14 protein-coding genes are annotated in these 25071 nt (G+C 71.1%); 10 read left to right on the plus strand and 4 right to left on the minus strand.

What is annotated here, in order from left to right:
* Nucleotides 1–56 precede the first annotated feature (56 nt).
* Nucleotides 57–2108: an N-6 DNA methylase gene (locus ACIBAF_RS04560; RefSeq protein WP_399461627.1), complete on the plus strand. Its 2052-nt coding sequence runs from the start codon at nt 57–59 to the stop codon at nt 2106–2108.
* Between the two features lie 30 nt (nt 2109–2138).
* On the opposite strand, the gene ACIBAF_RS04565 is transcribed toward ACIBAF_RS04560, so the two are convergent.
* Entirely contained in the window at nt 2139–3620 is a 1482-nt protein-coding gene (locus tag ACIBAF_RS04565; protein ID WP_399461628.1) for a protein kinase, read from the minus strand.
* A gap of 182 nt (nt 3621–3802) precedes the next feature.
* Here ACIBAF_RS04565 and ACIBAF_RS04570 point away from each other — a divergent pair, with 182 nt between their 5' ends.
* From ACIBAF_RS04570 to ACIBAF_RS04585, 4 genes are all read left to right on the plus strand, one after another.
* Nucleotides 3803–5548 (plus strand): PD-(D/E)XK nuclease family protein, encoded by a 1746-nt coding sequence (locus ACIBAF_RS04570; protein WP_399461629.1) that lies wholly within the window; start codon nt 3803–3805, stop codon nt 5546–5548.
* The gene (locus ACIBAF_RS04575) at nt 5541–6809 is read left to right on the plus strand and encodes a hypothetical protein (RefSeq protein ID WP_399461630.1); all 1269 of its coding nucleotides are present in this window, start codon (nt 5541–5543) and stop codon (nt 6807–6809) included. The genes ACIBAF_RS04570 and ACIBAF_RS04575 overlap by 8 nt, the downstream gene beginning before the upstream one ends.
* Nucleotides 6802–10566 (plus strand): hypothetical protein, encoded by a 3765-nt coding sequence (locus ACIBAF_RS04580; protein ID WP_399461631.1) that lies wholly within the window; start codon nt 6802–6804, stop codon nt 10564–10566. The genes ACIBAF_RS04575 and ACIBAF_RS04580 overlap by 8 nt, the downstream gene beginning before the upstream one ends.
* Before the next feature lie 82 nt (nt 10567–10648).
* Entirely contained in the window at nt 10649–13696 is a 3048-nt protein-coding gene (locus tag ACIBAF_RS04585) for a pPIWI_RE module domain-containing protein (protein WP_399461632.1), read from the plus strand.
* A gap of 347 nt (nt 13697–14043) precedes the next feature.
* Here ACIBAF_RS04585 and ACIBAF_RS04590 read toward each other — a convergent pair whose 3' ends face one another.
* A complete protein-coding gene (locus ACIBAF_RS04590; RefSeq protein WP_399461633.1) occupies nt 14044–14604 on the minus strand; it encodes a hypothetical protein in 561 nt (186 codons plus the stop codon).
* A 618-nt stretch (nt 14605–15222) separates the two neighbouring features.
* Between ACIBAF_RS04590 and ACIBAF_RS04595 the strand changes: the two genes are divergently transcribed.
* From ACIBAF_RS04595 to ACIBAF_RS04615, 5 genes are all read left to right on the plus strand, one after another.
* Nucleotides 15223–15495 (plus strand): helix-turn-helix transcriptional regulator, encoded by a 273-nt coding sequence (locus tag ACIBAF_RS04595; protein WP_392134679.1) that lies wholly within the window; start codon nt 15223–15225, stop codon nt 15493–15495.
* Nucleotides 15496–15657: 162 nt separating this feature from the next.
* On the plus strand, nt 15658–16539 hold the full coding sequence (locus ACIBAF_RS04600; RefSeq protein WP_399461634.1) for a DUF6083 domain-containing protein: 882 nt from the start codon (nt 15658–15660) through the stop codon (nt 16537–16539).
* Complete coding sequence (locus ACIBAF_RS04605) at nt 16536–17009, plus strand: hypothetical protein (protein WP_382167974.1); 474 nt, start codon at nt 16536–16538, stop codon at nt 17007–17009. The genes ACIBAF_RS04600 and ACIBAF_RS04605 overlap by 4 nt, the downstream gene beginning before the upstream one ends.
* Nucleotides 17010–17087: 78 nt before the next feature.
* Nucleotides 17088–18551, plus strand: coding sequence for a UvrD-helicase domain-containing protein (locus tag ACIBAF_RS04610; protein ID WP_399461635.1), 1464 nt, complete (start codon nt 17088–17090; stop codon nt 18549–18551).
* 286 nt (nt 18552–18837) lie between these two features.
* Complete coding sequence (locus tag ACIBAF_RS04615; protein ID WP_399461636.1) at nt 18838–19578, plus strand: VOC family protein; 741 nt, start codon at nt 18838–18840, stop codon at nt 19576–19578.
* Between the two features lie 10 nt (nt 19579–19588).
* On the opposite strand, the gene ACIBAF_RS04620 is transcribed toward ACIBAF_RS04615, so the two are convergent.
* Both ACIBAF_RS04620 and ACIBAF_RS04625 read right to left on the minus strand, forming a co-directional pair.
* Nucleotides 19589–22330, minus strand: a complete 2742-nt coding sequence (locus ACIBAF_RS04620) for a YfhO family protein (protein ID WP_399461637.1) — start codon at nt 22328–22330, stop codon at nt 19589–19591.
* A 151-nt stretch (nt 22331–22481) separates the two neighbouring features.
* Nucleotides 22482–24971 carry an alpha-L-arabinofuranosidase C-terminal domain-containing protein gene (locus tag ACIBAF_RS04625; RefSeq protein ID WP_399461638.1) on the minus strand — a complete coding sequence of 830 codons (2490 nt, stop codon included), beginning with the start codon at nt 24969–24971 and terminating at the stop codon, nt 22482–22484.
* Nucleotides 24972–25071 lie beyond the last annotated feature (100 nt).

A 25071-nucleotide genomic window follows, 5' to 3' on the forward strand; every position in this document is an offset into this window, starting at 1 on the left:
ACACCCGCTGCCGAGGGAAAAGTCCTCCCTCCACCAGAAATGCCCTGGGAGTGTAGATGTCCACGTCTCGCGCCGTACCGGTGACCTTGGCCGAAATCGCCCGTCTTGCGGGTGTCGGACGAGCCGCGGTGAGCAACTGGCGGCGGCGGCATCCGTCCTTCCCCGAGCGGATCGCCGGCACCGACGCCAACCCTCAGTTCTCCTTGACCGACATCGAGGGCTGGCTGCGCGACAACAAGAAGTTGAACAAGTCCGCCGAGAGGGAATGGCTCTGGCCCGGTTTCGAGGCGCTCGGCGGGCGTGACGAGACAGGGGCCGCGATCGCCGAGGTAGGACGGCTCCTCTCCGGGCGGGTGAGCGACGAAGGCGAAGAGATTCGTCCCGACACACGGGAGCTGATCGAACGGGCCGTGGATCTCGGACAGCGTGAAGGGGGCACGGAGACGTTCGCGTTTCTGCTGCGCCGCTGGCTCGACGTCCATGTGCGCCAGATCGCCACGACCCCGGAACCGCTGGCATCCCTCATGGCGCAGCTCGCCCTCAGGGCGGCGGGCGGCGTGGCGGGCGACAGCCCGGGCAGCTCCGGCGGCACCACGGTCATGGACCCTGCGTGCGGCCCCGGGCATCTCCTCCTGGCGGCGGCCGACGCCGTGAGGGCATCCGGCGCCGAGGCACTCACGCTGCTCGGCAGTGACCGGGACGCCGTCCTCGCCTCGCTGGCGGACTCCCGCATCGCCCTCGCCGAGAGCGAGGGCCACCGAGAGAAGGAGTGGGCGCAAGTCGCCGTACGGGCTGCGGACTCCCTGCGCGACGACCCGTTCTCCGGCACCCCCACCGACATCGTCCTGTGCAACCCGCCCTTCAACGAACGGGACTGGGGATACGAGGAGTTGGCCACCGACGCCCGCTGGAGCCACGGCCTTCCCCCGCGCACCGAGCCCGAACTCGCCTGGGTGCAGCACTGCCTGGCCCAGCTGCGGCCAGGCGGCGCCGCGGTACTGGTGCTGCCGCCCGCGGTCGCGGCCAGGAAGGCCGGCCGCCGCATCCGCGGCTCGCTGCTGCGCACCGGGCAACTGCGGGCCGTCGTCGCGTTGCCGCCGGGCTGTGCCGCACCGCACAGCGTCTCCCTGCACCTGTGGGTGCTGCGGATGCCCGCCCACGGGGAAGGCACACCGGTGAGCGATCGGCTGCTGGTCGCCGACGCGGCCTCGCGCTTCCCCCGGGACCCGGAGGAGAAGTGGACCCCCGACTGGGCGGCGATCAGCGCTTTCGTGCGCGAGGCCGTCGAAGAGACGGACTCCCCACAGGCAGCTACCTACGCACGACAGGTGCCCGTCATCGAACTCCTCAACGACGAGGTCGACCTGACCCCTGGACGCCACATTGCCCCGTCCCCGGCGGACACGGCACCCCGACTGACCGAATCCTGGCGGGAGTTCACTGGGCTCACCGCGAACGTGAACAAGTCGGCCAGGCTGCTCGCGGCGCTCGACCTCGCCACGGCCGCGGCGGACACACCGACGGCAACAACAGTCGGCGAGCTCGCCCGGGCCGGGGCGCTCACCCTGCGCGGCGGTCAGCAGCCGCCAGAGGAATCAATCCACGCCGGCCCGCCGTCCGACGACGGCATCCCCCTCCTCACCGTCCCCGATCTTCTGGTGGACGGCGAACCCCGCAGCTGGCTCGCTCCCGGCACCGCGGCGGTCGGCGAGGCCGTGATCGCCGAACCCGGGGACATCGTGGTGGTGGGCGTCGCCCGTGCCTTCTCGGCCTGGGTCCACGAGGGGCCGCCGACCGCCCTCGGCCCACAACTGCATGTCGTGCGGGTACAGCCCGAACAGCTCGACGCCTGGTTCCTCGCCGGTTCACTGCGGGCTCCCGCCAATGCCCGGCAGGCCGGCACCCACACCACGAACTCCTCCCGCATCGACGTCCGCCGGCTTCAGATCCGCCAAGTTCCCCTCGGAGAACAGCGGCGCTACGGAGAGGCGTTTCGCGAACTCACCGCCTTCGAACGGCTGTTGCGCCGCGCAGCCGACCTCGGCACCAGCCTTGTCCGCGACCTGGGCGACGAACTGGCTGCCGGACGCCTGGCCAACCAGGCGTAGCACACCGGCTCACCCACACCAGTCGGCGCATCACGCCTCCCTGCGCCTGGGCTCGGCCAGGCGGGCCGTGAGCTGGGCGTCGACCGCGTGGCGTACGGCCTCGACACGAGCCGCGAGTTCCGGTGGCAGTCCGGCGGCGGTGCGGCCCGCCGCGTCAACCGTCGCGATGGCCGCTTCCAGTTCCCCGAAGGTGAGCCGGCACTCAGCCAGGCGCAGCCGGATCAGCGCGCGATCGGCCCGCTCGGCCGGGCCGTCCCCGTGAATGAGATCGTTGTCGACGGCCTGGTAGAGGCGGGCCGCAGCGCCGAAGTTGCCGGAGAGACGGAATCCGTCCGCGGCCCCCTGCCACACGCGACGCACCAGAGGGCGCCGCTCACCCCACTCCTTGCGGACCCGTTCTGTCAGACCGTGCAGCCGGTCGGTCGCGTCGCCCGGCTCACCGGACGCGATCTCCGACTCGGCCTGCGCGCAGAACTGTTCCACCACGCGGGCGTCCAGCCACTCATCGGCCGGTGCGGACGCGACAGGCAGCGTGAGAGCAACCGGGCGCGGACGAACAGCCCGATCCGGCGGCCGACGCATGGGGCCGGTGGGGTCGGGGTGGGTGCGGGGCCGGGGCTCGGGATCGCCGACCCCCGGGGCGAACGGGTCGAGGACCTCCAGGACCTCGTCAACGGCCGGGCGCTGCTCGGGCTTCTTGGCGAGCATCCGCAGTACGAGATCGTCGATCGGCTCCGGGATGCCCGCGGCGTACGTGCTCGGTGGCAGCGGCACCTCGTTGAGGTGCTTGTCGGTCAGGCCGGACTCCGGGCCGAGCGGGAACGGGGGCCGCCCGGTGAGGAGTTCGTAGAAGATGCAGCCGAAGCAGTAGACATCCGTGCGCGTGGTGGGCTCGCGCTCCAGGAGCTGCTCCGGCGCCAGATAACCGCGGGTGCCAAGCGTCGAACCGTGCGCCGTGTAACGGGTGGCGTCGGCGTGCAGCGGCTCGGCGATGCCGAAGTCGATGAGGACGACCCACCCCTCTTCATCGATCATGATGTTCGCGGGCTTGAGGTCCCGGTGTACGACCGGGAGCGTGTGTGCGCAGGCCAACGCCCCTGCCACCTGGATGGCGACGGTAACCGCCGTGGCCAGAGGCAGGGGGCTGTGCTCGTCGAGGAACGTCCGCAGACTCACTCCGGTCACCAGGCGCATGGCGATGTAGGGGACGCCCCGGTGCGATCCGCTCCCATACAGTTCGGTGATTCCCGGATGATCGAGCGTGCCCAGGAGGTTGGCCTCGCGCCGGAACCGGGCGTTCCTGACGGCGAGTTCGGCCTCACGCTCGTACGGGTCGAGGCAGTACAGGGCCTCGGAGTCGTGGCGCAGGAACTTCACCGCCACCTCCCGCCCCCCGGACACCTCTCGGGCCCGCCAGACCTGGGCCATCCCGCCCTTGCCCAGAGAGTCCTTCAACTCGTAGCGCCCGTCGACCAGATCACCCACGCCGGGCTTGTACGTATCCGCGTCCACCACTGTGCCCCTTCGCACCACTGCGCATCAGACCCACCAGCGTAGCGTGAAAGATTCTGGACACGAGCCATCCATGGACTCAGTTCACAGATTTATGCCATGCTCTAGTGGTGCCCGGACGTCCTCGGACTCCCGTTGCTCTGGGCACCCTCCTGCCCATACCGCCTGCCACGGGGGTCACCGTGCAGAACCCACCCGGCGTCGTCGGCCACGACTGGTTGATCAGGGCGAGCCCCCGGATGGCCCGGCCCGACGACGCGGCCTGTCCCACCCACCGACGCACCGCGATGCGGCCCCTGCTCGTCGCCGACCCGGCCGTGCCGTTCCGGCGGCCACCCCGCGAGGAGTTCGCATTCGGCCCGCTGTTCACCGCCCTCGACCTGCTGGAACACGATGGATGGTCGGTGGAGCGGGTACGCGAGGAACTCCGGGGCACCCGCGGTCCCTTCCGGGGATGGGGCGGCCCAGTCCACCCCTCCCACCTGGCCTGGACCGCCCACGCCCTGAAACGCTACGTGGCCGCCCGTACCCGCGAACAGGCAGCCGCCGTCGAGGCCGGGCTGCCTGAGACCAAGCCGGTGAAGCAGCCATGGACGTGGCGCACTCCCCGCACGGACGCTCCCGACGCCCGTGGCGCCCGGCAGTACGAGCACACCCTCTGGGGCCGCATGTACGCCTCCTCCGACGGAAAGGTGCGCGACCTGTGGCTGCCTTCCATGGGCCGGGCCAAGACCGGCCGCCCCGACGCGGAGCTCGGGGCCGTGGTCCAGGTGATGGCCTTCGGCGCGCCCACGCCTCGCCGCAGGCAACGCGCCCAGCCTCCGCCCACCGCGACCGAGAGCACCAGCCTGCCCCGATTGGTCCGCGTCTTCGACGTCGGGTGCGCCGACGGGTCCGTGGAGGAGCTGCTCTCCGAAGACCCCGCCGAGGCGAGGCAGCGGTTCAGGGACGACGCTGTGCCTGCCTTCGTCACGGCTGCCACCCAACTCGGCGTGCGGCCCGGGGAGAGCTGCGTCGACTGCAAGGCCATCGCCGGCTGCACGGATCTGAAACGCACCCCGCGGCTGTGGGGCGGGCACCCTCCGGGTCTCGCACGCCCACGCCGCTCCCTCTCCGTCTGGGACCTGCGGCTGCACGCCGAGTGCCCCGCCCAGTACCACCTGGTGCGGCGACTGCACCTCAACGACCTCTCGGCCGAGGACCGGGGAGCACAGCGCGGCCGAGCCGTCGACGCCTGGCTCGACGCGCAGCACGCCGAACGCCCGGTGCGCGGCTGCCGGGACCGCGATATCCCCGAGCCGACGGCGGTACGGGCCAGGGCCGGACTCGACGACACCTCCGCACGCGAGGCTGCCGGGATGCTCGCGGAACACCGGCTCCTGTGTCCCCTCAACGGACTTGACGCCGACGAGCAGGTGCTCGTACAGCATCGGGTCACGGCCTACGTGCCCGAACTCGACATCGTCGTCCTCGCCGTACCCGACCTGGTGTACACCCACCGCGGCCGGTGGATCTGGCGCGAGACCAAGACGTCGGCCCGCCCGCTGTGGGAACGCGATTCCCTGCTCCGCACCTATCCCCAACTCGCCCTGGGTGTGCTGCTGTTCCATGCGGGAGCGCTCGGCGACGACCCGCGCCGCTCCTGGGTCGAACTGGAGCACCTACGTGAAGGCCACGGGGAGAGTCGGCTCGAACCCATCGACCCCGGCCGCGCCGAGAACGTCGACGAAGCCCGGGCCGTCATCGCCGAACTCGCCCAGCCACTCCTGGACGACACCACCTACGAACCGAGGACCGGACGCCACTGCCACGGCTGTCAGGCCCGGACCTGGTGTCGGCCCGGCACCGCCTACGTCACCGACCATCCGCGCACGCCGAGCCCCGACACGCAGACCTCGCCGCGAGGAGACGCCACGCCCCATGCCTGACCAACAGCTCGTACCGGACTGGCTGTCCAACCCCGATGTCGTCCTCCTGCGGGACGTGGCCACCGCCGTACTGCACCTGGCGGCCGTCGACCGCCTCGACTCCTTCACTCTGCCCTACCCGGCGGGCGCGCAGCGGGCCCTGGACGCCCTGGTACTCCAGTGCCTGCGCAACGGCGCCAAGCCCCCTTCCGGGGTGCCCGAGATGATGCGCTGGGCCCGCGCCCGCCCCTTGGGCAGCTGGCCCCTGGACCGACTGCCCACCGACCTGTTCGACACCGCGGACCGGCTGATCGACGAGGATTCCGGAGAGCCCGCGCAGCTCTGCCACGAGCTCGCCGTGCAGGGGTATGGCGACAGCACCGGACGGCAGTATGACCGCCTGGTGATCCACGAGGCCCTGCGCGCCTGCCGGGCCGTGTCGTCACCCGAGTCGTACACAGCCTTCCGTCGCCTCCTGGTGAATCAGCCCGTCCTCACTGAGGCGGACTGGGCCGAGGTGAGCACCGACCTCTTCCTCGACCCCGTGCACTTCCTCGTCGAGGAGATCTATGCCCCCGTCCCGCTCGGGTTCCGCCGGGACGGCGCGTACCTGTGCTGTCATCGCTGCCTGACCCTGCTCCATCCGGTGTCCGACACCGAGTGGTGGTGCGAGCGCGACCAATGCCGGCACCAAGGTCCCCCACCGCACGGCCGGGAGCTCGTCGCGTCCGAGGTGGGCGAGCTGCGTCAACTGCGGAAACCGCTGCGGCAGTTCGTCACCGGGCCCGGACGCGCCGAGGTCTTTCTGGAGGGCGGCTTACGCGCCCTGGGCCTCACCGTCGAGATGTGGCCCGGCTTCGACGCGTACGACCTTCGCATCACCTTCCCCGACGGTCACGTGTGGGCCGTCGACGTCAAGGACTGGGCGCACCCCGCCTTCCTCGGACGCGCCGCCACCGCCGTCCGCCCCGAGCCCCCGTACGACGAAGCCTGTTGGGTGGTGCCCGCGTTCCGGGTGCGTGCCCGCCGTGACTACCTGGCCATGTACGCCAAGGAGCGGGGCGCGGGGGCGGGCGGTCTGCGGCTGCTGACGGACGACCAGCTGAAACGGACCGCGCGGCTGCGGCTGTCCGGCGAACGCGGGCCGGACGCGTCCATCGCGCCCCTGCACACCGTGCCTCCGGCCAGGGAGCACGGCGGGGCAGGGGCAGCGTCGTCCCGGTCCGCAATTCAGACGGCGGCGACCGACGGCGCCGGGAAGAAGGGAGCAGACCATGCGTGACCGCAGCAGCTGGTACCAGCCGGTCGTCGCCGCACTGATGCCTTGGCCCGAAGAACACGCCGGGACCCGGCCCGCTCTGCTCTGCCAGGTCGAGCTCGCTCTGCGGCTGATGGAGACCGTGGCGCCCGGTCACGCTGCCGACGGGGCGTGGACGCTCCTCGGCGGCTACGGCCCCGCCTTCGCACGGGCCTCGAAGCTCCCCACTGGCACCGCCGAACAGGTCGCGCTGGCGGCGGCCCGGCACCTGCTCTGGCCGATGCGCCGCGGCCGGATGTGGCAGCAGAGCCTGGACGCCTACCTGGAACTGCCCGAACGGCTGCGCGCGTACCGCGTCCCGGCGGCCGGGGAGCCCGCCCATCGGGTCCCCCTCAAGGTGGCGGCCGACCGCTTCACCACCTACGACGACGCGCTCGCGAACCTCCCCGGCTTCGCCACGAAGGTGCTTCCCCCGGCGGAGGCGGGCGAACACCGCTTCATGGACCGCCGCCACCGGCGCACTTCCGTCACGGTCCCCGCCGATCTCGTGCGGGACCCCTTTCCCGGCCACCCCCTCACCGCCGAACGCCCGGCCACCGCAGGCCCCCTCGACGTGCCACTCGACGAACTCGCCGACGTCGCACGGTGGATGGACTCGGAGGAGCAGCGGCGCGGGCTCAAGGCGGGGAACTGGGAGCAGCGTCTCGCCCAACTCGACCTCGACACCCGTAACCCGGACGGGACGGTCTTCGAAGCGGCTTCCGCGCTGCCGCTCGACCGGCTCACCCACCTCGTCGGCATGGTCGGCGCCGGCAAGTCGACCTTGATGACCCTGCTCGCCGTCTGGGCGTACCACAACGGCCTGCGCATCACTCTCGTCGTCGGCGACGTGGCCGAACAGCTGACGCTGACCGAGCTGTTCCGCACACTCGGCCTGAGCGCCGCCCTGGTGCAGGGGGGAACGACGCGGCCCCAGCACACCCAGCGGCTGCACCGCAGACTCGCCGCACGGGGAGAACACTCCCTACTGGCTCACACCGGGCCCGTCTTCGCCCACCTCAGCACCGCCTGCCCGCTGGACGCCCTGCGCGCACTCGACACCTCCGAGCCCCTGCGCTACACCGACGCGCCGTGCGGTGCCCTTCACCCCGCTCGGCGCCAGGAGACCGCCGAGGAGCCCACGGCCGAGCGCGCGGTACGCGAGCTCGAACGAGCCCGAGGCGCCGCCGACAGGGAGGCTGCCACAGATGAAACCGACACCGACGATGAGGACCTCGGCACCCCGCACGCCTGCCCGCTGTGGAGCGTCTGCCCCCGGCACTCCGCCGCCCGTGACCTCGTGGACGCGCTGATCTGGGTGGCCAACCCGGCCAGTCTCGTCCAGACCGCGGTTCCGCGTCAGCTCAACGCCGAGCGCCTGCGCTATCTGGAGCTGGCCTGCCTGCGCAGCGACATCGTCGTCGTCGACGAGGCCGACCGCGTACAGATGCAGCTCGACCAGATGTTCGCCCCGTCGGCCACGCTCGTCACCACCGGTGTCTCCGACTCCTGGCTCGACCAGTTGCAGACCCACGAGATCGCCGAACTCGCCCGGCAGGGACGGCTGCAGCTCTCCGACCAGGACGTGGAACGGTGGTCCGCCGCCCTGGACGTCGTTGGTTCCGCCGCGGACCGGCTGTACGCCATGCTCATCGACGACGGAGGCCTGCGGGACTGGGCGCAGATCGACTACTTCAGTGCCTGGACCCTCCAGGAGAAGCTACTGCACGCCTGGTACCCGCTGACGCGTGGCCAGGCCGCCGGACGGCCGGACAGCGCGAACGAAGGGGGTGTCGAGGACGAGAGCGCACTCTACGAGGACGACGAAGGGCTCGGAGCCGATGGCGACTCCCCCGTCCCCGACGCTCCCTGGGCGCAGCGGCGCACCGAGATCACCGGGTTCTTCGACACGTTCCGCGACGATCCGCTCGGAGGACGCGGCCCCTACGGAACCCCCGCCGACGAGCTCACGGCCCTCACCCACGACGTCCTGCACACCCTCGATGAGAAGCGGACACGACGCCGAGTCCGCGCGCTCCTCGACTCCTTCCTCGTCGGAGCGCCGGGCCCGGAACAGCGCCCCATGCCCGATGCCAAGCGAGGCAAGAAACCTGCCCCCGAGGACGTACCACTCACCGAGGAGTGGCGTGAACTCAACGCACGGCGGCTGGAGTTCACCCTCGTTCTCGCCGCCCTGCACCAACGCCTGGACCGGGTGACGTTCCTGTGGCCTCAGGTGGAGGCAGCGCTACGGCTGGACTCCGCGGCCCACGAGCTGACCCGCCGCCCGCCCCTCGACTACGCGCCGCTGCTGCCCGAAGCGCCCATGGGCAACGTCCTGGGCTTCCAGTACCTGGTGGACGAACGGGCCGCCGCCCGCAACAAGGACGGCCACCGCACCGGCACCCTGCGCTTCTTCCGTTGCGCGGGCGTGGGCCGGGAACTACTTTTGGGTCTTTCCCAGCTCGGCGCCGACCCAGGCCTCGGCAAGGCAGGTCCACACGTGCTGCTGATGTCAGGCACCAGTTGGGCCGGCACCTCTACCCGGGCCCACGTCCTCGCCCCCGTCCGCGCCGTACTGAAGCCGCAGCCCAAGGCTCTCGACGCCATCCGGAAGACCGTGTTCCGAGCCGAGTTCCTGTACGACGCCGCAGGACAGCCGATCCGGCTCTCCGGCCAGGACCCCGACCAGCGCGAGGACGTCCTGCGCCTGATGATCGACCGGCTCGCCCGATCCCGGAGCGACGGCAGTTCCTCCCCTCTCCAGAGCGAACTCGCCCAAATCCCCGACCAGCGCCGCAAACGTGCCCTGCTCCTGGTGGGCAGCTACGCGGAAGCCAAAGTGGCCGCCACCGCCCTGAACGAGATCCCGCGCTGGCGTGGCCGGGTACGGGTCCTGGCCGCCGACGACGCCGAACTGGAGGCCGCCGTCGACGGGACCGCACCGGCGCGAGGCCAGGCGCCGGGCACGGGATCGGGAGCGGGAGCGGTCCGGCGTGGGGACCTCGCGTCCTTCGCCGACGACCCGGACGCCGAACTGCTCGTGGCGCCCCTCCTCGCCGTGGAGCGAGGACACAACATCCTCACCGCCCCCCAACGGCCCGGCGAGGAGAAGGTGGCGGCGTTCGGGACGGTGTTCTTCCTGGTCCGCCCGCACCCCCGCCCCGACGACCTCTCCCTGGCGGTCTTCGCCATCAACGACTGGGCGACGCGGTTCGTACGCGGTCAACTGAAGCTGCCGGACGAAGGGACGTTCAGCGACATGGTCACCCAGGCCGGGGACCTGAACGCGGCAGGCAGCGCTTTCAGGACCACCGCACGCGGCGTGTGGCGACACGTACTGTCACGGCCCTACATCTACTCCTCGCTCTCCGATGACGAGAAGAAGTCCTTCGTCTGGGACCAGCTCGTCACCATCTGGCAGGTCATCGGGCGCCTCGTCCGCGGTGGTGTACCCGCCCGCGTCGTGTTCGTCGACGCGGCCTTCGCACCGCGACTCGCCGCAGCACAGGCCCCTTTCACCGGCCAGAGCCGGCGTCCACGCGGCACAGGCGACCCGGGGCTACTCGTCCGACTGCGGGATGTCCTGGCGCCGTACTTCGCCCAGAGCGACACCGACGCCGTCGCGTACGGCAGGCGCACCGACCCCGCCGACGCCGCACTCGTCAAGCTGCTCTACCGCCCGCTGTACGAAGCGCTGTGTGCAATGGGGACATCACCCGGCCCGCGATCGGTCGACTGAAGCACGCCAACCACCGCCCTGGGCAGCACTGTCGGCGGACAACCGCGCCCGCCCACGTACGGACATCGCAGGGAGAACCGACATGTACAAGAACATCCGCCGCTCCGCGTACCACCTGGCCGAGGAGGGCACCTCCTGGACCGAGGACTTCCATGCGCTCCCCTTCCCCGAACACTGGCACGCCGGACTCCTCGAACTGCACAACCACGGGCGGGACGAGGAGAAGCGGCAGCCGTCGCTGCCCACCCGCCGACTCGACGGCGTGCTCCAGACCCTCGCCCCCGACGTGATCGTCCGTCCCCGGCCGCGGATCCCCGTCGAGTCGGGGCCGCCGGCCGCCGAAGACTTCTGGATGTACGTACCGGCCTCGGCGCCCGACCCCCTCCCCGGCCGTTCCATGCAGCAACTCCTCGACGCCTGGCTGCGTACCCTCGGTCCCAAGGACTCCGCACATGATCCCCGGTTTCGCTCGCTGTTGCTCGCGAGCAGCACCGAGCTGAAGCAAAAGCTGCCCGAGTGGCAGCCGGTCACCGGCGTCGAACTCCTCACCACCACGACCACCCGGGGCGGCACCGCTGCTCCGGAACCGCGCCAGTTCCAACTCGCCACCGACACCCTGGCACGTCGCATCCTGACCCTCGATCCCTTCCCGTTCGAGGGCGGAGAACTGCGGTTCCGGGCGCTGCCCCGCGGACCTCGCGACCAGGGCGCGGAACTCATGTCGCAGCCTCTGTGCCGCACCGTCAAACGCAAGGAGTGGTGGTTCTCCGTCCTTCTGAACATCTCCCTGCACACCACGCCGTTCGACCCCCGGCCGCGGCTCCACCTGCACTGGGGTGTACGCCGCTGGGCGACCCACCCTCGGACCACCACCAAACGCCTCAACCTGCCCTACCGGGAGGCCACTACGGTCTACCTGCGGCCCACCATCCCCTGGCTGCCAGGCGCACCGGCCACCGAACGCTACGCACTGGCACGCCTGCGCCGCGACCGGGCCGCTGACACCTTCGTCTGGTCGGAGAACGACACCGCCGGCATCCTGCGCGGACTCAGCCTCGCCGGCAACTTCCCCGACCCCGAACAGCTCCTCACCGAACCGGTCTCCTGGATCGGCGAGGGCCGCGGCGTCCGGGCCTCCGTGGTCCACAGCACCAGGATGGGCAAGCACGAGATCGGCACCGGCTTCATGCCCAACCAGCGGGCCCAGCTCACCGAATGGGCCGAGCAGGCCCTCCCTGAAACACTGGCCCGGGTACCCGACCTCACGCGCGGACGCGGCAAGGGCATCGGCGCGCCGCAGAACCGGCGGCCCAAGCCCAGGACCGACGAGGCCAAGAAGGCCGAGCTACTGCGCGAGACCCAGGCACGGCGCGTGGCACTCGCGGCACAGGCCCGGATCGCCGCCCACGGCCCGGACCGGGCCGGCCCGCCCATGGTGGAGGCCCGGCTGCTGTGGCAGTCGCCCGAGGTGCGCAGCGAGGCAGTGCAACAGTTCGCCAAGGCCTTGGGCCTGGACGGCGACGGCGGCGCCAGTGCCGCCCACGTCACGGACCGGGACTTCGACGAGGCCACGCCCGGAGCACCGGTCATCCTCGAATGGCGGACGGCGGAGGTCACACTCCGGCTGCGCTGCATGCCCCTCGCGGAAGGACTGGGCGACCGGCTCGTGCCCGACGCGGCGGTCAAGGGCAAAGGCGCGGCGCTCGCGGCGGCCGTCGCCGAACGGCGCCGCGCCCTGCGCGCCTGGCTCCGCGCGGACGGCGCGGACCCCTCCCGCCCCGAAGTCGCCCTCGTGGAAGTCGCCCACCGCAGCACGTTCCGCCCCGTGTCGGCCGACCCCAAGTTCGCCATTCGCCTCGGATGCGCCGACGCGGGCCTGCTGACTCAGTTCGTCGTGACCCCGTCCACCGACCGGCAGATCGACAATGCCGACAGCCTCGACCACCGCACGTACAGCTCGTGGCTCGATGGCCTGCGCCAGCTCGGCGTCCGCGTCCTGCCACAGCACACCCTCGGTGAGGATCTTCCGGACTCGCTGCAATACGCGGCGGTGTGGATGGTGAAACGTCGCAAGGACGGCCCGACACGGTTGCCCAAGCACCTGCCTGTGGCCGTCCTCGTCACCCAGCTCCCGGCCGGGGAAGGCCTCGCAGCCGTGCGCGGCTGGGATGACACGGCGGGGGTATGGGTGTCCTACCCGCAGTTCCTCCTAGGCCTGGTGAAACAGGCGGAGGTCGCCCCCGAAGCATTCACGGAGCCCGAGACTCCGGACGATGACGCATGTCCCGATGCGCCTCGGGTCACCGGCAAGCAGTGGCGCAGCAACCTCGCCCAGCAGCGCAGGGAGACCTCGGCATTTCTCCAACGCGTGCTGCACTCCCTCCGAGGGCAGCCCACCGTACTGATCACCCACGCTCAGAACAGCCGACTGCACTGGCCCTGGCTCCAGGACGGCCAGACCGAACGCGACCTGATCAAGACCGGCCACGCCCCGGCGGGACGACTGGACGACGAACTGCGTCTCGTACGCGTGCGCGGATGCGGCGGTCGCGAGAGCGCCCAGTGGTGGGGTCTGGCCGACCCGGGCAAGCCCCACGGACAACCCGCCGGCTTCTGGGCACAGGATGCCCAGCAGCGATACGTGGACGGGGCTTCGTCGCGCGAGCGGGTCTTCTACAGCACCACCGAACGCCCCGGAACCCATGCGATCTCCCCCGCACTCGACCGCCTCGCCACCCGGGTCAACGCGGCAGGCAACCTCACCTCGCAGGCGGGCACCAGCGCCTGGAACCCGACCCTGGTGGAGATCGTGGTACTTGGCTGCCACGAGGATGACGACTGGGCCGCACCCGTACCCGGAAAGCCCGACGACCCCGAGGCTCTGGCCCTCGCCATGCACCAGCTCCGCCAGGCCCCGGACTACGCCGCCGCACTGTCTCTCCCCCTCCCCCTCCACCTTGCGGGGCTGGCCCAGGCGTACGTCCTCCCGACACTCGGCGACGGCGACCGGACTTCGAACGAGGAGTTGGACACAGCTGCTGAAAACCCGAGCACGGAGGACCCCGATCTCGCCGACGCGGCCGGACTCTCCACGACGCCGGACGACGAGGCCGAGACTGCCCACGACTGACGACGGGATCGACACCTACGCGATGCCCTGACGACGGAGGACACCGGTATCCACAGGACCTGTGTTCTGAGAGACCAACGGCAGCCCCTGCGTGCACCCTTCTCTACTCGTGTGCGCGGTCCAGAGGAGGAAGGCGGAACACTGGGGTGACCGTGACCAGTTCGAGTCTGGCCGCGACGTCGGTCACGTCGCCATCGGTCCCCTCGCCGCCAGCGCTGTCAGGCGTTTCCCTCGCTCATCCCGTTCCAGGGTTCGAACCTGCAACCGCTTACCCGACAGCACGTCTGACGAGCCAAGTCACCCCCGCCGGCCGTTCCCACATCTCACGGTCGGCAAGGGGTTGCCGGTCATCGCCTCGGCGCTAGCGTCCAGTGCACGTCGCCTGAATCCGGGCAGATCCACCACCCTTCCAAAACACCGTTCGCCGTCAGATGGCTGAGCACACCGTGGAACCCTTGATCGCGCAGGCCACAGTCACGGATGATCCGGTCGCACTCACTCAGTCCCTCCCCCGAGGACGGATCGCTGCGCGCCGCGAGATAGACGCCCGACAGTCGCAGCTGCGGCTCTGCCCCACCGATCCGGGCAGGGCACCCGGTGCGCAACGCCCAGTCGGCCGCGCGCCGCCGGTCGGGGCGGGCCGGTGACTGGGCGAGCAGTGTGGCGTCGCGAAGCTCCGCAGCCACCCCGGCCGCTCCGGGACCGTTCACCATGCTTGCCCACCGCGCCTGTTCCAACTCGCGGCAGGCCTGCATCGGATCGATACGAAGGCTGCGCAGCAGGCCCGCACGGAGTTCGACGTGCAGGTACGCGTTCATGCGCAGGGCGCACTGCAGGGCGAGGAGCCTCGCCCCGGCGGACACATCCGCGGGCAGGGCCGCGGCCAGGTAGCTGAGGATCTCGCTCACGCGGACACGCTCACCCGGCCCCCGGCTGGGCCGGGGACCGCGCGACCGCGCGGAAGGCGGGTGGAACGGTGCGGCCAGCACGGTGTCGGGCACGACGGCGGCCTGGGCGGTTGCCGCGGCGCAGGCGCCGCAGGCGTCGGCGAGGCGCCAGACACGGCCGCCGCGTTCGCAAGCCAGGAGCAGGCGGATGGGCCCCGCGCACCCGCGGTGACGGCGGTGCCAACGGCAGCCGCGTTCATGACACTGACAGATCCGCAGGTGAGGAGCCCTCAGGTCACCGCGGGCATGCCGGGCGAGGTGAGCAAGGGCCGCCGAGCGCGCGGACTGCGCGGTGACCCGTCGGCCGTCCTGGGGACAGTGCTGGCAAACGAGAACGAGCCCGCCGGTCTGGCATCGCAGTTCCACCGTCCAGGTCCGCGCCACCTGAGGACACACGGTGTGCAGCCTCATGGGCGTGTGTCCCTCCCTTCCCGGTCCGGCGTCAGCCCCACCGCGCGGTACGGCGGGACGGCCGACACCGTAGTGCAGACCCCTGCCCTCCCGCCGGTGGAGCCATCGGGAGAAATAGGGCAGAGGTCTGCACTGACAGGGCAGGGGTCTGCACCGTCGGATGGTCGGGTGACGATCTTGCCTCCCGATCCGGACCTCGACGCCCTCCGACTGGAGCTCGGGCATCTGCGGGCTGAGCGCGGGTGGAGCTACGACGAGCTCGCCTCCCGCAGCGGCCTGGGCAGGCGCACTTTGATCGAGATCGAGCAGGGCCGCACCGTCGGCACCCTCAAGACATGGCACGCCCTCGCACACGCCCTGGACACACCGCTCGACGAGCTCTTCGCCACCCTCTGCCACGAGCACGGCCTCCCCGGCACCGACGACAGCTCCGATAGCTGATACGGGCCCGTCCAGCGTCGGCGGCGATTCACTCGATCCGGCAACGCCCTATCGAATGCGCGAGCAAGCGTTCGCACTGTTGTCGCCCCGTTCTGCTCTGCCCGGGGGATCATCAGGGTCGCGTACCGCAGGCGGGGCGTGTCGGCTGGCAGGTTCGCCCGCATGTGCTCCTCTCCTTCTCCTTCCGCGCGGCGCTGGGACGGCAGCCGTGCGAGCGCGCCCCAGCGGCGGTCCCTGCGTATCGCCCCCGATAGTGCCAGCCGGTTGCTGCGATGCGGCCAGACCACGTCCTGCCGCGAATGCGGCAATCCGGTCGAGTGCTACCTGGGGGCCGACCACCGGCTGGTGCGGCTGCATCCGCACGAACTGCCGGTGGCCGGGGTGCCGGCGTCCTGCCGCTGGCACGTCGCCCGCGGCATCGCCCATCCCGCGGGCGACGGGAGCAGCTGGTGCCGGCTGGCACACGACCTGCTGTGCCCAGCCCGCCCGGCTCCGACGGCCGCGCCGCAGCTGTCCGGCCTGCGCCGGGCTCTCGCCCTGCGCACCCGCCGTCTGCTGGACACCGGAGTCCTCGCTCCACCTGCCACACTGGCAGGCGGCCCGCCGCCGGGCGAGGCCGTCTGCCGTCCGGCCCGGCCCGTCGTGCAGCTGCTGTTCGTCCGCTACCTGGCCTCCCGCCCCGTCGATGAGATCCAGTGCGTCGCCCAGACCCGGCGCCGAACCCGCTGTACGGCCGAGGTCCTCGGCCCCGGCGGGTTGCACGGGGTGTGGACCCTGGTACCCGCGACCGTGCACCACGGTCAGCTCGCACTGCCGTCGGATGTCATGGCCGTCTACAGCCTGTCCGCACTGCCGTACCAGGAACAGCTGCGCTGGCGCACCCAACGGTGTCGGGACCATGCCACAGCGTCGACTGCCGGTGACCTCGCCGTCGCGGACTGGGAACCCTTCGACCCGCTCCGCCACCACGAGCACATCCACACCCGCCTGCCCACGCACGGGCGCCGCCCCGGCGGCCCCGCACCCCGGCGGGTCTGGTCGTGACGCATCAGTACGCCGTCGAGATCGTCCTGACGCGGCCCGCCACCGTTCGGGAACTTCACCAGGCCCGCCACCGGGTGACGTTCGCCGCGAACGCAGACCGCACCCGGCTGATGACGGTGCAGCGCGGCAAGAGCCCGGGCCGCGCCCTGCACCGCCTGCGCCGCCGCCTGGACACGGTCCTGCCGATCGACGTACTGACCACGCACTATCCCGACCGCCAGGGCCATGTCCTGCTCAATGTCGCCCTCAGCCGCCGCGCCGACGCGCAGATCCGCAAGGAGGCGGCCGCGCTTGGCCAGCGCGCCGAGGACGTCCTGACCGAACGAATCACGGCCTATCTCGCGCACGAGCAACGCCAGCGGCGCCACCGCCTCGAATCGCAGATACAGCGCCTGCTCACCCACCACCCCCTGGAAGAAGTTCTGGCCTGCGCCGCAGGCCGCCTTCTGCAGGTACGTCTGCCACGCTGAGCCCGCCGTCGACTCCCCGGCCCGACGCAGCCACCCGCTGCGCCTCGTTCCGGCCGTTCCCATCCCACGGAGCCCACGTTGCCCACGCCCACCCACGAACAGGTCCACGCGGCGGACACTTTCCGCGCCGGACAGCACCTCGCACTGCAGGCCGGAGCCGGAACCGGGAAGACCAGCACCCTGTGCATGCTCGCCGCCGGCACCAAACGCCGGGGACGCTACCTGGCCTTCAACAAGGACATCGCGCAGGACGCCGCAGCCCGTTTCCCGTCCACAGTGCAGTGCCGGACCGCCCACGCCACCGCCTTCGCCGCACTCGGGCACCGCTATGCCGACCGACTCAACAACCCCCGCCAGCCGGCCTGGAAGACCGGACAGTCCCTTGGCATCGTCCGCCCCGTACGGATCGCCGACCACGAGATCAGCCAGAGAACCCTGTCCCACAACGTGCTGCGCACCGTCACCCGCTTCTGCCACTCCGCCGACAGCGCACTGGCCCAACACCACGTGCCGCGCCTACGCGGCCTCGACGCCCCCGCCGCCCATCGACAGTTCGCCGAACTCGTGCTCCCCTTCGCCGCCAAGGCATGGGCGGACCTGCAGTGCCCCGACCACGGCGTCGTCCGCTTCGAACACGACCACTACCTCAAGATGTGGGCGCTGACCAGGCCGAAGATCGAGGCCGACTTCCTCCTCCTCGACGAGGCCCAGGACACCAATCCGGTGCTGGAGCAGGTGTTCACCGCACAGCGCGACCACGCCCAGCTCGTCATGGTCGGCGACTCCGCCCAAGCCATCTACGGCTGGCGGGGCGCAACCGACGTGATGACCGGCTTCGACGCCGAACAGCTGACCCTCACCCGCTCGTTCCGCTTCGGGCCCCAGATCGCCAACGAGGCCAACCGGTGGCTCGCGCTCGCCGACGCCCCTATCCGGCTGACGGGCACCACCAGCGTTCCCGCAGAGGTCAGCAGCGTCGACCACCCCGACGCCGTGCTGTGCCGCACCAACATCGGCGCGATGACAGAGGTCATGCGTCTGCTCGGCGAAGGACACCGCGTAGCCCTCACCCGGGGAGGCCAGCAACTGGCCCAACTCGCCTCTGCCGCACGCGACTTGAAGGAAGGGCACCGCACTCATCACCCCGAGCTGGTGCTGTTCGCGTCCTGGGGCGACTTGCAGGACTACGCCGCCTACGATCCGGGCGGCTGCGACCTGCAGCCCTTCGTCGACCTCGTCGACACCCACGGTCCCGACGCCATCCTCGCTGCCGTGTCCGACCTCACCGAGGAAGCACACGCCGACGTCACTGTCTCCACCGCCCACAAAGCCAAAGGCCGCGAATGGCCGACCGTCAGGATCGGCAACGACTTCCCCCAGCCGAAGGCCCCCAACTCCAGCACGAGCGCGGCCGACCAGGCCTCGGAAGTAGGCGGCACGGACGCCCGTCTCGCCTACGTCGCCGTCACCCGTGCCCGCCACCAACTCGACCTCGGCGGCCTGGCATGGAACGCCACCCCTCAGGAGAACGAGAGTGGTTGACGCCTCAGACATCGAGGGGCAGCCAGTTCCCCAGCCCGTCCACGACCAGGGCGGCCCAGTGGTGGCCTAGCCAGTCGACTCGGTCATCTCGCAAGCCTTGTGCAGCACACTCAGCGTCTCGCTGGTGTCGTCGCAGGTAGAGCTACCTCCAGTTACAGAGAGTCAACGACGGCAACCATGATTTGCCAACTATCCCTCTCATGATTTGCCAACAAGGATTCTCCACTCGCCCCCGACCTGCGCGTCTCAGTCCATGATTCGCCAACTAAAGTTCTCGGTCACACGCATGGCACTGAGACCCGTCATGGTGAACCTGAAGGCTCTTGATCACGCGGCGGTGGGCCGGTTCTGGGCGCAGGCGCTCGGCTGGAGTGCCTACAGCCCCGGCGTGACCACCTACGTCGGACCCGCCGGCGGCCTCGTCTGGCCGGACCCGGTGGTCCTCGGCATCGACGTCGTTCCCGTGCCGGAACCCAAGACGACGACGAAGAACCGTGTCCACCTCGATCTCGCCACCGCCTCCGCGGCCCATCAGGCGGAGCTTCTCGCGCGTCTGAGGGCTCTCGGCGCGACGCCCGTCCACGTGGGTCAGGGCGACGTGCCGTGGACGGTCCTCGCCGACCCCGAGGGCAACGAGTTCTGCGTGCTGGAGCCTCGGGAGGTCTACCGGGACACCGGGCCGATCGCGGCGGTGGTCGTCGACTGCGTGGATCCGCGGGCCATGGCCCGGTTCTGGGACGAGGCGACGGACTGGACCCTGCACGAGGTGACCGACGAGCACGCGGTGCTGCGCAACGCCAGGGGTGTCGGCCCGTATCTCGAGTTCCTCCGCACGCCCGACGTGAAGACCGTGCCGGACCGTGTCCATCTCGACCTGCTGCCGTACCCCGGTGACGACAAGGCGGCGGAGGCAGCCCGGCTGCGGGCGCTCGGCGCCACCGACCTCGACGTCGGCCAGGGCGACGTCCCCTGGACGTGCCTGGCCGACCCGGAGGGCCACGAGTTCTGCGTCCTCGCCCCGTCCTGACGCGGGGCGCTCACCCGCCGGCCGAAGCGCTGCTCACGGCGCTCCGTCGGCGGACGACGGTGAAGGCGCCGAGCCCGATCGCGGCCAGCAGCGACGTGCCCCCGATCACCCCGCCCAGGCGCAGACCCGGCGGGTGGAACGTGCAGGTGACACTGGCCGCGGAGCCGTCGAGGGACACCGCGATCAGACCGTAGTACTCACCGGCGGGCACGGCGATGTCGTCGTCCACCGCGCAGCGCCAGCCGGCGATCCGCGGGGCCGAGAGGACGGCGGTGCCGAGGGCGCCGGCCGGGAGCTCGGCGCGGACGGTGTCGTCGTCCACCGACACCTTGGTGGCGCCGGTGGTCGTGAGGCGGTCGGCGGCGGCGCGCAGCGCGGCGGTGTCCAGGCAGCCGACCGCGCCGTCCGGGACGGTGCTCGGCCGGTTGGGGGACAGCTCGATCCGCAGCCGCCCGGAGGCCGGGACCGCGCCGAGCGGCTCCATGGCGGCGAGCTTGGAGACGGGGTCGGACCGGAACCGGCCGGTCGGACCGGCGGCGCCGTCGCCGGTGAGCCGCGCGGCGCCCGCGAAGTGCGGCGCCCACAGGTACACCTCGCTGCCCGCGGCGCACTCGGCGGTGATCGTCGGCCGGGCCCCGGCCGCACCCCGGCGAAGGGGGTCAAGACGCACGCCGGGCGGGTCGCCCTTGCTGCGCTCGGGCGTCGTCCCGGCGGCGGTGCGCACGGTCAGCCGGGGCACCGTGTAGACGCGGGCGCCCAGCAGCAGCTCCTGATTGCGGTACGGGGACGGCCCGAAGGCGGAGACGGGCGTGTGCGCGGAGGTGCCGGGCGGTCGCACCGTGACCAGGGGCGGCACGTCCTGACGGGACACGGTCACCCCGGTGCCGTCCTGCGGGAACCAGTTCTGGTGCGGGTCCGGCGGGGAGTGCACCCGGGCGCCGACGGAGAAGATCACGTCGGTGACGGGGTTGTCCAGGCTCTGCAGGCTGCGGCCGCCCGAGGTCCAGCCGCCCCCGAGGGCGGTGAGCGTGCGGAAGAGCACGTCGGAGGTGTGGCTGCTGTAGTACTGGGCGCCCTGGCCGCCCACCAGCAGCGGGTCGTTGCCGACGGTCTGCTCCCGGCCCGGGTCGGTGCGGTAGCGGGGCCAGCCGTCCGCCTGCGCGATCGCCTCCGCCTGCTGCTCCTGCCGGTCCCCCCAGGGCGCGTAGTCGTCCATGTGCCCGAGCCGCAGCCGGGTGGCCACGGCGGCGGTGGCGGTGGCCTCGCCGAGCTGTGTCCCGATGAGCAGGACCGCGGCGAGCACGGCCGGCAGGGTGCGGCGCCCGGCGCCGACGAGACGCACAGCCCGTGCGGGACGCACGGGACGCCCGGCGTCCGTGCGGCCCAGCAGGGCCAGCCCGCCCAGCGCGCCCGCCGCGGCGAGCAGGAGCACCGGCCAGGCGACGGAGCGCACCAGATCGCTACGGCTCGCCACGGCGACGATCAGCGCGTACAGCGCGCCCGCCGCGCCCAGCGCGCGCCGGTCGGGCGGACCGTACGAGAGCGCGGTCCATGCCGCGATCACCAGCAGCGCGCACAGCACGAACGCCTCACGGTACGAGCTGCCCTGCGGCGGGGTGAAGGCGTGCCAGAACAGCTGGGTGGGGGCCCACTGCATCGACAGCGTCATCGCGGCTGCCAGCAGGGTCCACGCGGCGCGCACCCGCCCGGGAACGGCCCGGTGGAAGGGCAGGGCGAGGGCCAGCAGCAGCGCCGTGGCGCCGACGTAGAGGGCGGGCGAGCCGAAGCTGTACGTCGTCGGCAGCAGGCGGGCCAGCAGGTCCTCGCTCGACACCGGTGTGAAGTCCTTGAACCGGCCCGGCGAGGCGTGCTCGGTGCCGAAGTAGACGACGGCCACCAGCGGTGCGGCCAGGCCCATGCCGAGCGCGACGGTGGCGCCGGCCCGGCCCGCCGCCGCGAGGATCCGGCGGCGCGGGAGACCGGAGAGGGACAGCCGCAGCAGCAGGACGAGTCCGGCGGCGAGGGTGGCCATGTAGGCCGTGTAGAAGTTGGCGATCCAGGCCGCCGTCACGAGCGCCACGCCGAGGAACGGCCGCCGTCCGGTCAGCGCCCATTCGCCGACCAGGCACAGCAGCGGCAGGGCGATGAGCCCGTCCAGCCACATGAGGTTGTACACGGCGCTCGCCACGGTCCAGCCGCACAGCGCGTACGACGCGCCCAGCAGTCCCGCCGCCCACCAGCGCCCCGGTCGCAGGCGCAGCAGCAGCCAGGCCATGGCTGCTCCCGCGCACGCCACCTTCAGCACGGTGATCACATACACCGCGAGGTCGATCTCGTCCCGCGGGAACACCGCCACGAGCGGGGCGAACGGGCTGGTGAGATAGGTGCCGAGGTCGGGCAGGAAGCCGGCGCCGTAGCCGGACTGCCAGTTGACGAGGAGACCGCCGTCGGCCCGTCCGTGCAGGAGGTCCCACAGGTGTGCGTGGAACGGCACGTACTGGTTGCCCAGGTCGTTGACGCTCCGGGTGCGGGGGCCGAAGGGGTAGCTGCGGGCGACGACGTCGGCGGCGCAGAAGGCGGTGACGGTGATCACCGCGGCGAGCAGGGCGGCGGCCTGCCGCGGCTCGGTCGTCGGGCGGGGCAGCCGGAGCCGCTGCGGGCGGCGGGGCGCCCCTCCCGAGAGGGACTTCACCGGCGGCAGTGCCGGGGCCGGGTCCGACGGGACGTGCTTGTTCAGGGTCGAGCGATCCACGTCGGACAGGCCCCCCGGAGAAGCGGCACGGGCCGGTGTTCTCCCGGGGACGCCTCCCCGCACCGGCGTTGACTCGCCGACTTAGACGGCCGGCGTTCGCGGTGGGTTGGGTGTCCCCGGGAGAACAGCTGTGGTCAGGCAGGTGAACCGACTACCGCTGCTTGATCCGCAGGAAGGTGATCGAGTTCGCCGGGAAGGTGTAGGTGAACGTGCGGGAGACTCCGGTGAAGGTGGAGGCCACCGGTGCGACCGGGGTCGCGGTCTCGGTGTTGACCGCGTCCGGTGCGGCGGCCAGCGTGGTCACCTCGGCCTTGGAGGCGACCTTGGCGCGGCCGAGGTCGATCGCCGTACGGGCGTCCGTGGACTGGGCGTTGACGACCTTGACGATCAGGTCGCCGGTCTTCTGGTCCTTGGTGACGACCTGGCGGAACGGCTCGGCCGGCTTGTCGTCGGTGAAGCTGCCCCACTCCTGACCGTCGAGGTAGAGGGTGACGTGACGGCCGCGCACCTTCACGTCGACGTCGTAGGCACGACCCGTCTCCACTCTTCCGGCCTTGGAGATCAGCGTCGACTTGCCACCGTCCACGGCCTGTTCGACGGCGGACTGGGTGTTGTTCCAGCCGCCGAGGTTCCACCAGTAGTAGTTGCCGGTGTCCTTGACGCCGAAGGCGACGAGGAAGCCCTCCTTGCCGGACTTCTTGGTGGCCTTCACATGCAGGTCGTAGTCGTGCCAGCTCGGGTCACCGGCGGAGACCATGGTGTTCTCGGCGGCGGTGTCGGTCTGCACGTACTGCCCGTCCTGGAGCGACCAGCTGCCGCCGCCGGTGTGCGTCCACTTCGAGGCGTCGCCGGAGAAGTCGTCGCTCAGCAGCGCGTCGCCGTCCGCGCCGGTCACCTTCACGTCGTCGTAGGCCGCGCTGGTCGCCCAGGTCGACAGGCCGACGGCACCGGTGATCGGGCCCTGCAGGGAGGGGGTTCCGGTGGCCGTCGACGGCACGACGCGGTCGCCGACGTTGGTCATGAACAGCTTCTGGACCTCGTAGTTGGCCGAGTTCCAGGAGGCGTGGTTGTTGAACCACACCAGGTCCGGGCGCCACTGGACGTAGTCCTCGTTGGCGAACAGCGGGGCGTAGGAGGCGAGTTTGACGACGTCCGCGTTGCGTTCCAGGCCGGTCATGAAGGCGGCTTCGGAGAGGCCGTTCTTGAAGGCGTTGCCCTGGGAGGCGTATTCGCCGAGGAAGACCTTGGGGCCGCTGCGGTCGTAGGAGTCGTAGCGGTCGTTGTTCTGCAGGAACCACTGCGGGCTGTTGTAGTAGTGCTCGTCGACCATGTCGACCTTGGCGTCCTTGTTGAGCTGCCAGGCCGTGTCGAAGGTCGAACCGGAGTCGTCCGGGCCGGAGTTGGAGATGACGGTGACGTTCGGGTACTTGGCCGCGATGGCGGCGCGGAACTCCTTGAAGCGGGCGAAGAACTCGTTGGGGAGGTTCTCCTCGTTGCCGACCTCGAGGTGCGTGAGGTGGAAGGGCTTGGGGTGGCCCATCTGGGCGCGCTTCCTGCCCCAGGTCGAGGTGACCGGCCCGTTGGCGAACTCGATGAGGTCGAGCGTGTCCTGGATGTGCCGCTTGAGCAGCGCGTCGTCGACGACGGCCTTGTTCTGGCCGCAGCCGGTCACCAGGGCGGGGACCACGGGCAGCGGCATCGCACCGATGTCCTCTGCGAAACGGAAGTACTCGTAGTAGCCGAGGCCGTAACTCTGGTTGTAGCCCCAGAAGTTGGAGTTCGTGGCGCGCTGCTCGACCGGACCGATGGTGTCCTTCCACTGGTAGGAGCGGGCGCGCTGGTAGCCGGAGGCCTCGCTGTAGTCCTGCATGGAGCCGGTGTTGACCAGGCAGCCGCCGGGGAAGCGCACGAAGCCCGGGTGCAGGGCGGCGACCTTCTGGGCGAGGTCCTTGCGCAGGCCGTTGGGCTCGCCCCGGTACGTGTCACGGGGGAACAGGGACACCATGTCGAGGGCGGTCGCCGCCGAGGAGGCCACGCTCAGCCGGCCGTCGCTGCTGGTCCGGGTGGCGGTGAAGGCAGCCCTGTACTGCGCCCAGCCGCCCGCCTTCACGGCCACCTTGCGGGCGGTGGCCAGGGCGCCGTCGGCGTCCTGCAACGACACCGTCAGGGTGGCGCCGCTCTCAGCGCGGGCCCACACCGAGAAGTCGTACTTCTCGCCCTGCTCGACCCGGACACCGGTGTTGTAGCCGGCGTTGGTCACGGATGAACCGGCGCCCAGGGAGAGGTAGTTGCGGTTGCGCTCGTTGAGGCGGCCCGAGTCGTTCAGGACCTGTGCGGCGCCGTCGACCGTCCAGGAGGTCAGCGGGGTGTATGACCGGTTGTCGACGGTGGAGTACTCGAAGGATCGGTTCTGCACGAGCTCGGCGTAGAGGCCGCCGTCGGCCGCCCGGTTGATGTCCTCGAAGAAGACGCCGTACATCGTGTCGTCGATCTTCGCGCCCTTGGCGCCGGGGTCGACGGTGATGGCGTAGTCGGTCACGGCCTCGGCGTGCGCGGGTGCGGGAACGAGGGCGGTGGCCGTCAGAAGGGCGGTCGAGGTGAGACCGATTCTCCAGCGGGTGCGGGTGGTGCTGCGTGACATGAGTGACTCCGCGGCTCAGTGGTGCGCATCGTATGCCAGTTGTTCGAAATGTCGGACAATGATCAGCACTTCGAACGGCAAGATAGGGAGGGGGCCGAGA

Source organism: Streptomyces sp. NPDC051677 (assembly GCF_044453465.1).
Taxonomy (GTDB): domain Bacteria; phylum Actinomycetota; class Actinomycetes; order Streptomycetales; family Streptomycetaceae; genus Streptomyces.